The sequence below is a fragment of the Carnobacterium maltaromaticum DSM 20342 genome (assembly GCF_000744945.1).
Taxonomy (GTDB): domain Bacteria; phylum Bacillota; class Bacilli; order Lactobacillales; family Carnobacteriaceae; genus Carnobacterium; species Carnobacterium maltaromaticum.
Genome location: NZ_JQMX01000001.1, coordinates 3,570,676 through 3,587,138, shown reverse-complemented (window position 1 = coordinate 3,587,138; position 16,463 = coordinate 3,570,676). Strand labels below are relative to the sequence as shown.

The 16,463-nt window shown below is 34.4% G+C and carries 16 protein-coding genes; 2 read left to right on the top strand and 14 right to left on the bottom strand.

Features of this window, described 5'->3' with window-relative positions:
- Positions 1 to 56 precede the first annotated feature (56 nt).
- From BR77_RS16805 to opp3b, 11 genes are all read right to left on the bottom strand, one after another.
- Positions 57 to 674, bottom strand: a complete 618-nt coding sequence (locus BR77_RS16805) for a YesL family protein (RefSeq protein ID WP_010050735.1) — start codon at positions 672 to 674, stop codon at positions 57 to 59.
- A 115-nt stretch (positions 675 to 789) separates the two neighbouring features.
- Entirely contained in the window at positions 790 to 2,262 is a 1,473-nt protein-coding gene (locus tag BR77_RS16800) for an ABC transporter substrate-binding protein (RefSeq protein ID WP_015076946.1), read from the bottom strand.
- A 23-nt stretch (positions 2,263 to 2,285) separates the two neighbouring features.
- Positions 2,286 to 3,203: a carbohydrate ABC transporter permease gene (locus BR77_RS16795; protein ID WP_010050732.1), complete on the bottom strand. Its 918-nt coding sequence runs from the start codon at positions 3,201 to 3,203 to the stop codon at positions 2,286 to 2,288.
- A gap of 18 nt (positions 3,204 to 3,221) precedes the next feature.
- The gene (locus BR77_RS16790) at positions 3,222 to 4,127 is read right to left on the bottom strand and encodes an ABC transporter permease (RefSeq protein ID WP_050815396.1); all 906 of its coding nucleotides are present in this window, start codon (positions 4,125 to 4,127) and stop codon (positions 3,222 to 3,224) included.
- A gap of 243 nt (positions 4,128 to 4,370) precedes the next feature.
- Positions 4,371 to 5,768, bottom strand: a complete 1,398-nt coding sequence (locus BR77_RS16785; protein WP_035065837.1) for a sensor histidine kinase — start codon at positions 5,766 to 5,768, stop codon at positions 4,371 to 4,373.
- Complete coding sequence (locus tag BR77_RS16780) at positions 5,765 to 6,448, bottom strand: response regulator transcription factor (RefSeq protein WP_015076948.1); 684 nt, start codon at positions 6,446 to 6,448, stop codon at positions 5,765 to 5,767. Before BR77_RS16780 ends, BR77_RS16785 begins: the two co-directional genes overlap by 4 nt.
- A 175-nt stretch (positions 6,449 to 6,623) precedes the next feature.
- Positions 6,624 to 6,806: a hypothetical protein gene (locus BR77_RS16775; RefSeq protein WP_010050725.1), complete on the bottom strand. Its 183-nt coding sequence runs from the start codon at positions 6,804 to 6,806 to the stop codon at positions 6,624 to 6,626.
- 176 nt (positions 6,807 to 6,982) lie between these two features.
- Positions 6,983 to 7,924: an ABC transporter ATP-binding protein gene (locus BR77_RS16770; protein WP_010050724.1), complete on the bottom strand. Its 942-nt coding sequence runs from the start codon at positions 7,922 to 7,924 to the stop codon at positions 6,983 to 6,985.
- Positions 7,914 to 9,023 (bottom strand): ABC transporter ATP-binding protein, encoded by a 1,110-nt coding sequence (locus BR77_RS16765; protein WP_010050723.1) that lies wholly within the window; start codon positions 9,021 to 9,023, stop codon positions 7,914 to 7,916. Before BR77_RS16765 ends, BR77_RS16770 begins: the two co-directional genes overlap by 11 nt.
- A gap of 14 nt (positions 9,024 to 9,037) precedes the next feature.
- Positions 9,038 to 10,078, bottom strand: a complete 1,041-nt coding sequence (opp3C, locus tag BR77_RS16760) for an oligopeptide ABC transporter permease (RefSeq protein WP_010050721.1) — start codon at positions 10,076 to 10,078, stop codon at positions 9,038 to 9,040.
- Entirely contained in the window at positions 10,078 to 11,019 is a 942-nt protein-coding gene (gene opp3b, locus BR77_RS16755) for an oligopeptide ABC transporter permease (protein ID WP_010050719.1), read from the bottom strand. Before opp3b ends, opp3C begins: the two co-directional genes overlap by 1 nt.
- Positions 11,020 to 11,286: 267 nt before the next feature.
- Between opp3b and BR77_RS16750 the strand changes: the two genes are divergently transcribed.
- Positions 11,287 to 11,640, top strand: coding sequence for a DUF3899 domain-containing protein (locus BR77_RS16750; protein ID WP_010050717.1), 354 nt, complete (start codon positions 11,287 to 11,289; stop codon positions 11,638 to 11,640).
- A gap of 106 nt (positions 11,641 to 11,746) precedes the next feature.
- Entirely contained in the window at positions 11,747 to 12,748 is a 1,002-nt protein-coding gene (gene trpS / locus BR77_RS16745) for a tryptophan--tRNA ligase (RefSeq protein ID WP_010050716.1), read from the top strand.
- A gap of 53 nt (positions 12,749 to 12,801) precedes the next feature.
- Here the strand turns inward: trpS and BR77_RS16740 are convergent, their stop codons facing one another.
- The 3 genes from BR77_RS16740 to hemG form a co-directional block, all read right to left on the bottom strand.
- Positions 12,802 to 13,809 (bottom strand): lipoate--protein ligase, encoded by a 1,008-nt coding sequence (locus tag BR77_RS16740; protein WP_010050715.1) that lies wholly within the window; start codon positions 13,807 to 13,809, stop codon positions 12,802 to 12,804.
- A gap of 21 nt (positions 13,810 to 13,830) precedes the next feature.
- Positions 13,831 to 14,577, bottom strand: a complete 747-nt coding sequence (locus BR77_RS16735; RefSeq protein WP_015076949.1) for an MBL fold metallo-hydrolase — start codon at positions 14,575 to 14,577, stop codon at positions 13,831 to 13,833.
- Between the two features lie 129 nt (positions 14,578 to 14,706).
- Positions 14,707 to 16,113 (bottom strand): protoporphyrinogen oxidase, encoded by a 1,407-nt coding sequence (gene hemG / locus BR77_RS16730; RefSeq protein ID WP_015076950.1) that lies wholly within the window; start codon positions 16,111 to 16,113, stop codon positions 14,707 to 14,709.
- Between the last annotated feature and the right edge of the window lie 350 nt (positions 16,114 to 16,463).

Here is a 16,463-nt window from a genome sequence, read left to right as displayed (position 1 = left end):
ATTCCTCCTTTAATTCACCTAAATTTAACAGAAGAAAAAAGATTATTTCTACATAATCAACTTTCTAAACTCACCAATTGTTCATCTAATTTGGTAAACAGTGGTTGAGAAACATTGGCAACAAAAATAATCCAAAAACCGATGCTACCAAATAAAATCAAACCTGGAAACTTATACGTTATCATAATCAATACCACTCCACCAATTGTTAAAACCAACGTATTTTTAAAACTCATAAACGATAAAATGGCCGCTAATTTAAGCGTGTCTTTTAAAGAACAATCATATTGACTTTGGATCAATATTGCAAACCAAAAAGCACTACTTAAAATAACTAAAGCAAAAATAATTAGGAAATCAATCATTAAAAATAATAGCCCTGTAATTTGTACGGACAAGTATAAATTATAAGCTAAGAAAACACTAATTGCACCAAATATATAAAATAAAATAGTACTCTTTTTAAAGTTCTCTTTATAGATTTTCCACCATGTGGCTTTGTTCATTTGCTTGTATTCCCAGCGATATTCTAGAAATAAACTAGCGATTGTTACTAATGCTGGACCAATACCAAAAATTAGCCCACCCGTAAAACTTAATCCCCAAAAAATTAAGCTTAGTTTGATAAATAAATAACAACGATTGAAAAAAGTTTCCAAATATTTTCCTAACATAAAAATCCTCCTCCAACTGCTTGCTTTGCATAATACAAAGCTATGTAAAGAGGCAAGAATAAAAATTCTTAACCTCTTTTATACCTCAATCTAACAGACATTGATAAACGTGCGTTTATTCTTTTCGGAATGCATCATATTGCTTTTGCATTTCAGTTTGAACTTTATCAAGTCCTGCTTTTTCTAACTTCGCATTCATTTCAGGAATTGCTTTATCAGGATCTAATGTACCAGTATTTAAACCATCAATATATTGATTCATTACATTGGCAATATTTGTAATCTCTGATTTCACTGATTCTGTATTGAAGTTAAAACCTAAAATTGGAGATTGTTCTGCTTCACCGATTTTTTTATCACGCTCAGCGATTTGGTCCTCAGTGATTGAATCTTGCACATAAATAATTTTATTGTTTCCTGTATTCCATGCAGACATATGTGTTTTTGGTTGGTAGCCATCTAATAATTTAACTTGATTGTCCCCAACTTTTTCCCATGCCTCGCCTTCAATACCGTAGACTAACCCATTTAATAATTCAGGATTAGAATTGATAAGTCCTAAAACTTCAACTGCTTTTTCTTTATTTTTCGAGTTACTTGAAACAACAAAATTAGCCATTTGTGCAGCTCCTGTTGTTTTGATTGGTAATGTAACAGGTTTTGATACTAAAGGTTGACCTGCTGCAGTTGTTAAAATTGTATCGCCGTAGTCGTACGGTCCTTGTGTTTCTTGACGAATGAACCACGTTTTACCTTCTAATGGATGATCTGTATTACTTGTTGCTGCATCTTGAGCAATATAACCAGCTTGGTAGTATTCATGCATTGTTTTTAAATTAGTTTTCATACGGTCATTGTCATACTGGTTAATAATTTTTGAATCATCACCTAATAAATCAATCGCAAATGGCATTCCATTTGTAATTGGATAGTCCATATTTGATTCCACTTTAAATCCTTGTCCAGCAGCTAAAGGTGTAACTGTTGGTTCTTTTTCTTTAACAACTTTTAATAATTCTCCAATATCTTGATAAGATTTCACATTTGAAATATCTAAATTGTATTTATCTAAAAATTGTTTATTAAACGTTAGAACTTGTTCAGCAAACACATTGGCGTTAACTGGGAAAGCATATAGCTTACCATCAATTAAATTTCCTTTAATATAAGCTGGATCTAACATATCATAAGCATCTTTAGCTAATTTAGGAGCTAAATCTGTTAAATCAGCATACGCACCTTTTTGAGCATTTGTGACATAATTATTAGCTAAAGCGATATCATAGTTCTCACCTGAAGACGTGATAACGGACATTTTCTTTTCGTAATCACCCCAACCGATATACTGTAAATTCAATTGAACTCCAGTCTCAGCTTCAATTTTTTTATTTGCTACTTTCATTAATTCATCATAATTATCAGGTTTATCACCGATTTGGTACATTAATAAAGTCGGTGCACCTGAATCGCTTGCGCCTTCTTTTTTCTTTGTTGCATCACCTTTCAAACCTGAACATCCAGCCAAACTTCCAGCAAGTATTAATCCTAACGCACTACCAACTGCTAACTTTTTCCAGCTTTTCTTCATTTTGAAACCTCCAGTTTATTTTTTTATTCTTTAACTCCACCAATTGTTAATCCACTAACAAAGTATCTTTGGAAGAATGGATAACTACATGCAATTGGTAAAGTTGAAATAACCACCATTGCCATACGTGTTGCTTCTTTTGGAATTGCTGCTGCTCCACCTGATAATTGAGCACTCATACCAGCATTTTGTGTCATATATTCAATGTTTGATTGAATTTTCATCAATAAATACTGTAATGGGATTAAATTGTCACTTTGAATATAAAGTAAAGCGTTAAACCAATCATTCCAATACCCTAAAGCTGCAAATAGACTGATTGTCGCAATCCCAGGAACAGCTAGCGGTAAAACAATCTGTAAAAAAACTCTTAATTCACTAGCACCATCAATTTTTGCTGATTCAATAATGGCATCTGGAACTGACCGTTTAAAGAACGTTCGCATTACAATAATATTAAAGGGACTTAATGCCATTGGTAATATTAACGCCCATACCGTATCTTTTAATTGAAGCATGTTTGTCATAACAATGTAGTTAGGAACCATCCCTGGACTAAACAACATTGTGATTAATGCAAAAATAGTGAAGAAACGACGATATTTAAATGAAGGTCTTGAAATTGCGTAAGCATAAGTTGATGTAAAGGTAACATTGATTAATGTTCCAACAACCGTTACAAACACAGTGATAAACAACGCTTGTAAAATCTGATCTTTCATTTCTGCCAAATAACGATAGCCATCAAAACTCCATTCTTGAGGAATAAGTGCATAGCCATTAGTTACTAACGATGTTTCACTCGTCAACGAAATGATAATGACGAAAATAAAGGGAAAAACACACGAAAAGGCAAATATTCCAACTAAGAGATTGAATAGAAAATCAGCTTTTTTCCCAAAAGTTCTAACCGTTAATTGTGTCACTTTCTTTTTTTTCATTTGATTGATTCCTTTCTTTTAGAATAAAGCTGATTCTTCATCAAATCTACGAACAAATAAATTGGCTCCTACTACGAGAATACATCCTACAACAGATTGATATAAGCCTGCTGCTGACGCCATTCCAATGTCTCCACTACTTGTTAATCCATTGTAGATATACGTATCTAAAACAGAAGTAACTTCATATAGTGCACCTGAATTTCTTGGAATTTGGTAGAACAACCCAAAATCCGCTTTAAAAATATTTCCTACTGCTAAAATAGATAAAATCGTAATTAGTGGAACCAACTGTGGGATCGTAACGTTTTTAATCTGTTGCCACTTAGTTGCTCCATCGACCATTGCAGCTTCATAATAAGTTGGATCAATTCCCATGATGCTTGCAAAGTAAATGATACTGTTATAACCAATTCCCTTCCAAACCCCTAAGAATAGTAAAATAAATGGCCAGAACCTTGGTTCATTGTACCAGTTAATTGCTTCTCCACCATTGCCAGTAATAATTGCATTTAGCAAACCTTTATCTGGGCTTAAGAATGCATACACAAAATAACTGATGATAACCCATGAAATAAAATAAGGTAATAGCATAGATGTTTGATACACTTTAATCATTTTTTTCGAACGAATCTCACTTAAAATAACTGCAAAAACAATTGCAAAGAGTAAGTTGATTAAAATAAATCCAACATTATACAAAACTGTGTTCCGCGTAATTAAGTATGCGTTTGATGAACTAAATAAAAACTTAAAATTTTCAAATCCTACCCAAGGACTTTGACTTAAACTTTTAAAGAAACCTCCATCTGAATACTGAAAGTCTTTAAATGCCACAACGTTTCCTAGTACTGGAATGTAGAAAAATAACACTAACCAAATTGCTCCAGGTAACGCCATTAATAAAAAGGCTTTATTTTTCATAAAGTCTTTCCACAAAGTCTTTTTCTTTGTTTTACCTTTCAAAATTGAACTCCTCCTCTCAAAGAAAACGTTTTCTTCTTACATCTATATTCTAGCTTGTTACGATTTAGAGAGATAGTCACAAATTATAAGAAAGATAGGACAAAATATAGCTGTTAAAATGACTATAACCAACAAAAAGAGGTTGTGAACATTCGTTCCAACCTCTAAGTACGCACCAAACTCATTCGTTATAAGTACATTTTATTTAGTATTTGCCAATGGCAATTGAATTATAAACCTTGTTCCTAAGTTTACCGAGCTACTAACACTAACTGTTCCATCATGAGCTTTAACAATGCTTTTTACAATAGCTAGCCCAATTCCTTGCCCTTCGTTATTCTGTTTTCTAGAGTCGTCTGCCATATAAAAGCGGTCAAAGATATGTTCCAAGTCAGTAGAATCAATACCACAACCAGAGTCCTCTACCATTAAAACAGCAAATTGATCTTTTATTTTAACCTTCACTTGAATCTTACCACCCGATTCAGTAAATTTAAGTGCGTTGCTTAATAGGTTCAAAATAATTTGACTAATTTTATCTTGATCGGCATCAATAAACGTTTTTTCACCAGTTAATTCAAACTGAATGCCCTTTTGAAAGATTAAAGGCTCAAAAGTCAATGCAACTGTTTGGGCTAACTGATAAAGATCAAACCTTGATTTCCGAACAACTTCTTGTTGCGCTTCCAATGCTGTAATCTTATCAATATCGCCAATCAATCGACTTAAGCGGTTAACTTCTTCATAGCAACTTTTTAAACGTTCTGGCGTTGGCTCCCAGACACCATCTAACATTGCTTCTATATGTCCCTTTAAAGTCGTTAAAGGCGTTCTAATTTCATGAGAAATATCACTAGATAGCCGATTTCTCAATTCCTCTTGTTGCTCCAACTGATTAGATAAATCCTGGACAGAAATAATTAACTCATTCACCTCTTTAGTTGAGGATTTTGGTGGTGTTTTTTCATTGTAATGACCTTTTGCAATTGCTTGTGTAAAACGATTAACCTGAATTAATGGCAGACTTAATTTTCGTGCAACCCAAGTCGCAAAAAATAAAGAAAAAGTCAAAGCAAAAATGGCAATTAAGATTAAACTTCTACGCATTGCTGAGATAAAAGCCACATCATGATCACTATAGGTCAATGGTCCATAATACCCAAACTGCACTTGACCGATTGCTTGTTTGCCATCCTTTAGTACAACATTTTTTTCAACATACTCCAAGTCTTTATTTTGATTTTCTTGGTTCATCATTTTATGATGTTTCCCATTCATTCTCATATGTCCCATAGATTGTTTCGTCGTTTGCCAGATTCGTTCATTTTCATTACTGTAAACTGTAATATCAATACCTGAATCTAGTGCAGACTCCCCAATTTTTTCAATCTCAGCTAGGTCCCAATTCCCTTCCTCATTGACAAAACTGAACTCCAAAGAATGTTTGATTTCAGCCAAACGATCTTCTTGTCGTTCAACAATATAGCGGTCAAAATGCCGATTAACTAAAATTAAGGTCGTCAAACTAATCGCTCCAATAATTAAACAAGCAATTAAAATAAACGAAGAAATAAAATGCCCTTTTATTGTACGAATCATTTTTTTCCTCCAAAGCGATAGCCTCTACCATGAACAGTTAAAATAAATTCAGGTTTTTTGGGATTATCTTCAATTTTTTGACGCAAATTTTTAATATGTGAATCAATCACTCGATCCATCCCATCAAATTCAATCCCTTTAACGTGTTCTATTAATTGCTCTCTTGAAAAAATTTGTTCTGGAGATTCAGCAAAAATCTGTAACAAGTCGAACTCAGTTCCAGTTAGACAAACTAGCTGATTGCTTTGAAAAACTTGTTTGCCCAATACATCTATCACTAATTTGCCATCATTAAACTTAATTTTCTGCGTTTTCGCTTGATAACCCGTCCGCCTTAGCACTGTTTCTACTCTCATAACTAATTCTTTTGGACTGAACGGTTTTACCACATAATCGTCTGCCCCCATTTTCAACCCAGAGATAATATTTTTTTCACCAGCTTTCGCTGTGAGCATGATAATCGGCACAGAAGATTCCAAGCGAATTTCCTGACAAACCTCCATACCGCTACTATCTGGCAACATCCAGTCTAAAATAATTAAATCTGGACCAACTACACGATACTTTTCCAGTGCTTGAGAACCCGTTTCTGCTCGATAAACCAGATGCCCATTCACAACTAAATAAGCTTCAATCACATCTAATATTTTAGGTTCATCATCGACAATTAATATTTTCATTTCCCATTTACTCCTAAATTAAAAAGTTTGGTTGAGTCGGTTAGTTCCGGCAAGAAAATAGGACATCAGCTTCTCAAACTATTTTCTACTAACAAATTTAATTCCACGGCTAACTCATATCATTATACCAAACATTTCTCAAGATAAATCCTTTACGTATGATTATTTTTTGCTTTTAATCTTTTGAGCGGATTCCTTGGACTACTTTAACTACAACAAAAATAAGCAATATGAGTAAAAGAAAATCGATAATGCTTGATGAAAACATCCCCATCCCAAACGAATGACCTAATCTTTCCGTAAAGCCACCTACTTCCCCAACATTACTATTCCCCATCTGATTGACACAGTGATTCATTTTAATTTCCTCCCATTTTTTTCTTGCAACCTTTATTTAAGTTTGTTGCTACCTCATACTTTACAAGTAAATTATGGAGAAAATATGGAGAAATTTTTTCAAATCGTTACTACATAAAATCTATATATTTTAAACAAAAAAAATAGGCTGGGACTAAGTCCAACAGCCTATCTTTTTTACTTTTTATAACTAGCAGCTTTCGCTTGTAAAGCTGGAATATCTGCTTCTGTACAATAAACAAAATGTCCAGGAGTAATTTCTCTTAGCTTTTCTTCTGCTCCAGTTGCTTCTCTTGGTTGATACGGAATCCGGATACGGCTACGCTCATAGTTAGGATCTGGTAATGGTACAGCAGATAACAAACTTTCAGTATATGGATGTAACGGATTATTGTAAACTTCATCAGCTGGTGCCAATTCTACTAGACGACCGTAATACATTACACCGATACGATCACTAATATATTTAACCATTGATAAATCATGGGCAATAAATAAATACGTCAAGCCTTTTTCTTTTTGTAATTCCATCAACAAGTTAACAACCTGCGCTTGAATCGATACATCTAAAGCTGAAATTGGCTCATCACAGATGATGAATTTAGGTTGCACAGCTAATGCACGAGCAATCCCAATCCGTTGACGTTGTCCACCAGAGAACTCATGCGGATAACGTGTTGAATGGTCAGGATTTAACCCAACTGTTTTTAGCAATTCATCAACTTGTTTATTACGATCAGCCGTAGATTCTGCTAAGCCATGAATGTCAATACCTTCAGCAATCAGATCGCGAACTTTCATTTTAGGATTTAATGATGCATACGGATCTTGGAAGATCATTTGCATATCACGTCTAAAACTCAACATATCTTTTTTACCTTTGATATCATGAACTTCTTTATCTTGGAAAATAATTTCACCAGATGTTGGATCATATAAACGGATGATGGCACGACCAGTTGTTGACTTTCCACAACCAGACTCACCAACTAATCCAAAAGTTTCCCCTTTAAAAACATCAAAGCTAATATCATTAACTGCTTGAACTTCATTTGATTGACCTACGTTAAAAAATTGTTTTAAACCTTTTACTTGAAGAATTTTTTCTTTACTTGTCATCTAGTTTGACCCCCTTACCTGCATCTGCATCATTAATGGGCTCAAAAGTGGCCTCTGAGGCTGTATTCGTTGCATCCTTAGCGAATAACTCACGACGTGCTCTAATCTCGCCTGGCGGCGTTACAGAAGGAGCATCTGGATGAAGCAACCACGTTGCTGCATAATGCGTATCTGATACTTTAAAGAAAGGTGGTTCTAACTCTGTATCAATTTTCATAGCAAATTCATTCCGAGGTGCAAATGCATCGCCTTTTGGTGGATCTAATAAATCTGGTGGTGTTCCTGGAATAGCGTACAATGACTTCCCTTTAATATCTAAAGTCGGCATTGAACTAATCAGGCCCCAAGTGTATGGATGTTGAGGATTATAAAAAATCTCATCAACCGTTCCAACTTCGACAATTTTACCAGCATACATAACCGCTACACGATCAGCTACATTCGCTACTACACCTAAATCATGTGTGATAAAAATAATCGATGTTGCAATTTTCTTTTGTAATTGTTTCATCAAATCTAAAATTTGAGCTTGAATCGTTACATCAAGTGCCGTCGTTGGCTCATCTGCAATCAAAACTTCTGGGTTACATGCCAAAGCAATAGCAATAACAATCCGTTGGCGTTGACCACCAGAAAATTGATGAGGATATTGTTTCATACGACGCTCTGGATCAGGTAAACCTACAAGTTTTAATAACTCAAGAGCTCTTTCTAAAGCTTCTTTTTTACTGACTTTTTGATGTTTAATAATCGGTTCAGCAATTTGTTTACCGATTGTCATCGTTGGATTTAAAGAAGTCATTGGATCTTGAAAGATCATTGCGATTTCTTTTCCGCGAATCCCTTGCATCTCTTTTTCAGTTCTTTTATTGATATCTTTCCCGTTAAATAAAATTTCGCCTTTTTCAACATTGGCATTCTTAGCTAATAAACGCATGATACTACGACTCGTTACTGATTTACCTGAGCCTGATTCACCCACAATAGCTAATGTTTCACCTTTTTTCAAATCAAAACTAACACCACGAATTGCCTGAACAGTTCCAGCAAAGGTGTCAAATGTAATGGTTAAGTCTTTAACTTCTAATATATTGCTCATTCATATCTACCTCGCTAATCTTTCATTTTTGGATCAAACGCATCGCGTAAACCGTCAGCTAATAAGTTAAATGAAATCATTAAAATACACATAACCGCAGCTGGGTACCACATCAAATGTGGTAAGAAACGGAAAGTTTTATACCCATCACTTAAAAGTGTACCAAGTGATGCTTGTGGAGCTGGGATTCCGATTCCAATGAAACTTAAGAAGGCTTCAAAGAAAATAGCTGCTGGGATCGTAAACATCGTATTGATAATGATTACTCCAGAAAGGTTTGGAATTAGGTGTTTAATTGCAATTTTTAAATTGGATTCACCTAGTGTTTTTGCAGCAAGAATATACTCTTGATTTTTTAATTTTAGTGTCTGAGCCCGCACAACACGCGCCATCGTAATCCAACCAGTAATCGCCAAAGCAATACCAATTGATAAAATACCTGGTTGTAATACTAGAAGCATTAAAATTAAGACAACCAAGTTAGGAATCCCACCAATAATTTCTAAGATACGTTGCATAAAGTTGTCGACACGACCACCGCTCATACCTGAAATCAATCCGTAAGAAACTCCAATAGTTAAATCAAAAAAGGCAGCAATTAAAGCAATTAAAAGTGACACGCGCATTCCAGCTAAGATCCGTGAAAATAAATCACGTCCTAAACCGTCTGTTCCAAAAATGTAATTCACATCGTCAGGAACATTTTTCTGAGCGTATTTATCAACTCTTTTATCTGTATTTCCAATTTTAGCAGTTCCATTTAAGCCATTAATATTTACTCCTTTAATACGTGGAGGTAAATTAGCATAGGCAACAGTTTGTTTATTTGGATCATGTGGTGAAATTAGTGGTGCAGCAATACTTGCACTAATCATAAAGATTAAAATAAACAAACAGATTACAGCTGCTTTATTTTTCTTCAGACGACGCCAAGAATCTTGGAAGAAGTTTAAAGAAGGTGCAGCAATTTTTTCTCTATCTACTAATCCTGAATCCTGTGCCGGTTCAAACATTTCAGGAGACAAATTTTTTAATTCTTCGTTTAAATTACTCATTAATTGCTCCCTCCCGCTACACGAATTCTTGGATCGATGATTCCATATAGAATATCAACTAATAAAATAATGGCTACAAGCATTGCAGAGTACAACATTGTTACACCCATAATAGTTGGATAGTCATTGGTCATGATTGATTTAACAAATTGTTCTCCGATTCCAGGAATTGAGAAAATATTTTCAACTACTAATGAACCTGTCATTAAACCAACAGCCATTGGTCCTAATAATGTTACTAAAGGAATTAATGCATTACGAACTCCATGCTTAAAGGAAACAACCCAACGAGCTAGACCTTTGGCACGAGCTAATTCAATATAATCACTACTTAAAACTTCGACCATTTCAGTTCGAATAAAACGTGCTGAATCTGCTAGCGGCGAAATGGCCAATGCGATTGTCGGTAAAACCGATGAAGCAAAGCCGTCTTTCCACATAGCAATTGGGAACCATTTTAAATACACGCCGAAAATTAATTGTAACAACACGGCAAAAACAAAGTTAGGAATAGAGCGACCTAATATTGCGGCAAATGTAGCCGAAGTATCAATCCACGTATTTTGATTCATTGCGGCGATAACCCCTAAGATTATTCCTAAAAATGTCCCTAGAATAACCGCCTGCAGACCTAGCTGGAGCGAGGGTCCGACTCTTGCTGAAAGTAAAGTAGATACAGGTGTATTGTTGAATTGGAAAGAAGTTCCTAAATCACCTTTCAATAACCCCGTTATATAGACCCAATATTGCTCGATCACGGGTTTATTGAGACCATACTTTTCATTCATAATATAAATTTGTTCTTGCGATAGTTTTTCCTGGTTACTGTATGGCGTACCTGGTAAAAGCTTCAGTAAAAAAAATGTAATCGATGCTATTAGTAAAAGCGTGATTAACATAAAAAAGATTCGCTTTCCCAAAAACTTAGCATAGTTTTTCATCGATACAAGCACCTCCATGATAAATTTTAATCATTTTCTTAAAAATGAATATACTATATAGAATAGCTCGTTAAGACGAATAAAGCAAAAGTTTTTTACTAATTATTAACTTTTTTTTCATAATTATTAAAAAACAGCCATAAAATCTTCAAATTCCGCCTAAAATTTCTCATTTTTTTCTCATTGTACTAGATATTATTGTAATTGAATTTAATTTGAGGTAAATTAAATTCAGCACAATAGTCTTGTTGAAAGGAGAAATATAACATGAAACCTAAAAAAATTGTATCTTTTCTAATTATATTGCCACTTTCCGTTGTTTTCCTCTGGCAAGTCATCAAATTTCAAAAAGTCACTTTTTTAGAAACATCAAATTTAAGCTTTATAGCTGCTGGAATTTTATTAATTATTGGAATTTTTTGGTATACACTATCTTCTGGAGTTTTTGATTTTTTTAACTATAGCCTAAAAAAAAGCGCTCAAGCCTTAAAACGAAATACATCTGATGCTGAAATCGAGCCTCTATCAAAAGCTGTTGGTAAAGGTTATCGCTCCCCCTTAGTAGCGGGTGCCGTTTTACTAATTTTTAGTTTAATCACTCTTTTTGGTTACTATTTATAAAATTTCACGTATAATAATGAAGTAGCTTTGTCTAAAAAGACAACATGATAGATTGAGCCTATTTAGTTTCAAGATAATTTATTAATTAAGTAAGGGAGTTTTTGATATGGAAACAATTTTTTCTGGAATTCAACCTAGTGGAATTCCAACAATCGGCAATTATATTGGCGCCATGAAACAATTTATTGCACTACAAGAGAATTACGATTGCTACTACTGTATTGTAGATGAACATGCAATCACTGTCCCACAGGATCGCATTAAACTTAGAGAGCAAATTCGCGGTTTAACAGCACTCTACTTAGCCGTTGGCTTGGATCCTGCTAAATCAACTATTTTTATCCAATCTGAAGTTCCAGCACACACTCAGGCAGCATGGATTGTTCAATGTAACATCTCTTTGGGAGAATTGGAACGCATGACGCAATTTAAAGATAAATCTGCTAAATCAAATCGTGCAGGTGTAAGCGCAGGTCTGCTGACTTACCCACCTTTGATGGTTGCAGATATTATTCTCTATCAAAGTAATTTTGTGCCTGTTGGAGAAGATCAAAAGCAGCATTTAGAGCTGACACGTGACTTCGTAGATCGTTTTAACAATAAATACGGAAATGGCAACCAAGTTTTAACACTACCAGAAGTCAAGATTCCAAAATTTGGTGGTCGAATCATGAGTTTACAAGAACCCACTAAAAAAATGAGTAAATCTGACGACAATCAAAAAGGGTTCATTTCTATGTTAGATGATCCTGCTAGTATTCGTAAGAAAATTAAAAGTGCTGTTACCGATTCAAGTGGTGTCATCGAATTTGATGTTGAAAACAAACCAGGTATTTCTAATCTACTAACAATTTACTCTGCCTTTTCAGGCGAAACAATTGAAAGTATCACACCTCGTTACGAAGGTGTAGGATACGGAAAGTTTAAAGAAGATTTAGCAGAAGCTGTCATAGCCGTTATGGAGCCAATTCAAGAACGCTACTACGCCCTTCTAAAATCAGATGAACTGGATGAGATTTTAGATGCTGGTGCAAAACACGCCAATGCAGTCGCAAATAAAACCTTGAAAAAAATGCAAAATGCAGTTGGCCTAGGCCGAAAACGCTAAAAATAAATAAGAAAACCTGAAATCCATTGTGATTTCAGGTTTTCTTATTAGTATTAGTAGATTAGATTTAAAAGATCTTCTTTTTCAATGTTTCCAAAATAGTTCTGCACATCAACGTCTTCTAAAGCTTTTTCAATTTCTGAACGGTCATATTTGATTCCTTCTAAACGTTTCTCAACATCTGAAATTTCTCCTAGGCCAAAGAAATCACCAAAGATTCGAACATCTTTAATATAGCCTTTTTCAACATTCATCTTAAATTCAACTGACCCAATTGGGAAACGCTGACGACGATTCAATTCAAACTTAGGTGATTTTCCATAGTTCCAATCCCAATTTCCATAATATTCAGCAGAAATTTCATGAATTTTTTCCCAATCACTTTCAGTTAAATGATACTCTTTCACTTGACTTCGATCTGCCACATTAAAAATACTCAATAATAATTGATCGCGAAATTCCTTAATTGAAATATACTGATAAGCATCACTTAAAAACGGTTTAATATTAGTTACTCGACTACGAATCGATTTAATTCCTTTAGACTCAATCTTATCTTTACGTACTTTTAATGCACCCACAACGGCTTCTATATCACTATCAAACATAATTGTTCCGTGAGCAAACATCCGACCACTAGTCGCATACATCGCATTTCCTGAGAACTTTTTATCATCAATCACTAAATCGTTACGACCTTTTAATTCAGCTCCTTCAACGCCCATTTTGTGAAGTGAAGCAATTACAGGTTCTGTAAATTTAGCAAAGTCACGGAAAGAATTGCCATCATCCGGCATAATAAAACTAAAAGATAGGTTACCAAAATCATGGTAAACTGCTCCTCCCCCAGATAAGCGGCGCACAACGTGAATCTTTTTTTCTTCAACATAATCGATATTAATCTCTTCAATTGTGTTTTGGTTACGTCCGATAATAATGGAAGGCTCGTTAATGTAAAAAAGTAAAATTGGTTCATCTAACGTTAAATTTTTCAATAAAAAAGTTTCAATTGCTAAGTTAATTCGTGGATCTGTGATTTCATTATTATTTACAAAATACATATAGTCATCCTCTTTTCAAATTTATAAATCGATTACTAAGTCTTTTTTAGCTAGTAAAACCTCAATTCCCTCTGCATGGTTAATCGCTTGAGCTTTTAATAATTCCAAGTCTCCAATTTGTGGTAAATGAGTTAAGACTAAGGTTTTAACTTCAGCTTTTTTGGCAATTCGTGCGACTTCAAGAGAAGTCATATGCACTTGGTGATTCTCCATACCTTCAAAAAAATTAGTGTCAGCTAAAAGAAGATCTGCTTTCTCACTAAAAGGTACAAAATCAGGGAGAAATCCAGAATCCGCCGTATAAACCAAAACTTTTCCTGTTTTGACTTCTTTAATCCGCATCGCAAAACAAGGGACTGGATGGAGAGTCCGCATAAAAGTAATTTCAAATGGACCAATATTCAACTTGTCTGTCTCTTTGTAGGCCACGCCCTCACTAACACGTTCTAAAGTCAACGCAGCAAATCCGGCTGCGTTTTCTGTGTGAGCATGAATAGGTAATAAAGAAGCGCGATCCTCACCATTATTTTTCCGTTTTAACAAGCGCATAAATTGCAATACTCCAATGTCAGCCACATGATCGTGATGATAATGAGAAAGGATAACAGCATCTAGTTCAAGTGGATCCAAGTGATTTTCTAACGAGATTAAAGAAGCGCTCCCTGCATCAATTAATAAACGATAACCCTCCGATTCAACTAAATAAGAACTCGTTCCCTCATTATTAATTGGATAACCGCCCCAATAGCCTAAAATGGTTAATTTCACATTAATCAGCCCTTTCTTAATTTTTCACTATGCATTTACCATACACCACTACCACTAAAAATAAAATAAAAAAGCTTCTTTTTTTTAGAACATTTTATTTAACAGCAAATTTCAGATCATATACGCAGTCTAAATACAATTTTGTTTTTTCATATACTCAATCGTCGCTTTAGAAATTCGATTTGCTTGTGCGACACATTGATTAATTCCAAAGCCGCCAAAACCATTTCCACCAATATAAATCCCGGGAAAATCAGCACGTAAAATAGCTACTAGCTTTTGCTTACGCTCTTCGTGATGAATCGTATATTGTGGGATTGCATTCGGCCACCTAGCAATTTTCGAGTAATTCGGAGGAACTTCGATGCCCAAGATTTGGTTTAAATCCTTTAGAATGTATTCTTCAATCTCTAAATTGCTCAAAGAAACTAACGATTCTTCCCCACGCCTACCAAAATTAGCTCCAATCAATACTTCTTCATCATTTTGCTTTAATGTTGGCCATTTTTTATCTAATAGAATGACCGAGGTAACATGAGAGTCATTTCGACGCGGTGTTACAAAACCAAAACCTTTAGGTTCATTTTTAATTGCACCTTTGGGAAAGCTTAATAAAATAAATCCGATTGAGGTAGTCACAGTTTTATTGAAAAAAGAAGTAAGTTTCTCGTCCTTAAATAAGCGGGAGTATTCAGTTGCAGGTGTTGCAACAATCACAGCTCCAGCACGCATTTGTTCTTTTCGATTGATATCGATAACATACGTTCCTTCTTGACCTTTACTGATTTCAAAAACTTTTTTCCCATATTGGATATGGGGTTCAATTGTTTCAGCTAATTTTTTCGGCAAGACTTCTAATCCCTTTTCAAAAGTGACATAATTTCCATCACCATCAAAAAATTCAGGATAATTGCTTAGCCCTTTAGATAGACGTCGATGATTTTGCTCGACATCATAAATAAATTCATTAGAACTTCTAACGCCCATTTCATCTAAATCCCCTGCATATATCTTAGAAAAGAAAGGCTCAACTACATGTTCAACCTGCTCTTCTCCAAGACGACGCTTTAAAAAGCTACTGACCGTCAAATCTTCTTCTATTTTTGTTTTAGGAACAACCAAATCTTTGTAACTTGCCAGTTTGCCATGGAACGTCAATAATTTATTTTTCCAAATATCGGTACGGTGGATAGGAATCCCTTTATAAGTTGGATAGGTTAATTGGTGCAACTGATTATAAAAATAAACATCTGGCTTGTCGCCAGAACTATAAACTAATTCTTCTTCCAATCCTAATTCTTTGATTAAAGTCATGGCACCAGAATATCTTACATCAATAGATTCTGCTCCCGTATCAAAAAAACGGGTACCAATTTGAAGGGTATGTATTTTCCCACCTACTCTAGTAGAACCTTCTAATAGAATCAATTCAAAAGGTAACTGTTCTTTTTCAATAAATTTTTTTATTTCATAAGCAGCTGTTAAACCTGTGATTCCACCACCAACAATCGCAATTCTTTTTTTTGCTCGCTCCATCCAAGTTCCACCTCCATTATCAACTCTCTTATGTTCATTTTACTTGTTATCTCAAAAAAAAGAAACTACCTTTTCTATTTTTGTGATTCTTTTTATTAAATCTAACTATTTACAGGCATATTTAAGCTATGAATGGAAATTTAAAAGACTAATTTTATTCAAGCATGAGGGATAACATTTAATATAAAATTATGGATAACATTAGATTTTTCAGTTTTCAGTTATTTTTTAGTCTCTCCTTTAGGATTTTGATACACTTATCTGAAAAGAAGGTGTATACTAAATTAGAATGTATCATTAAAGTTCTCAACATATTATATTAGGTTAGTTTCGAGCTTCAGCCCTTTGAA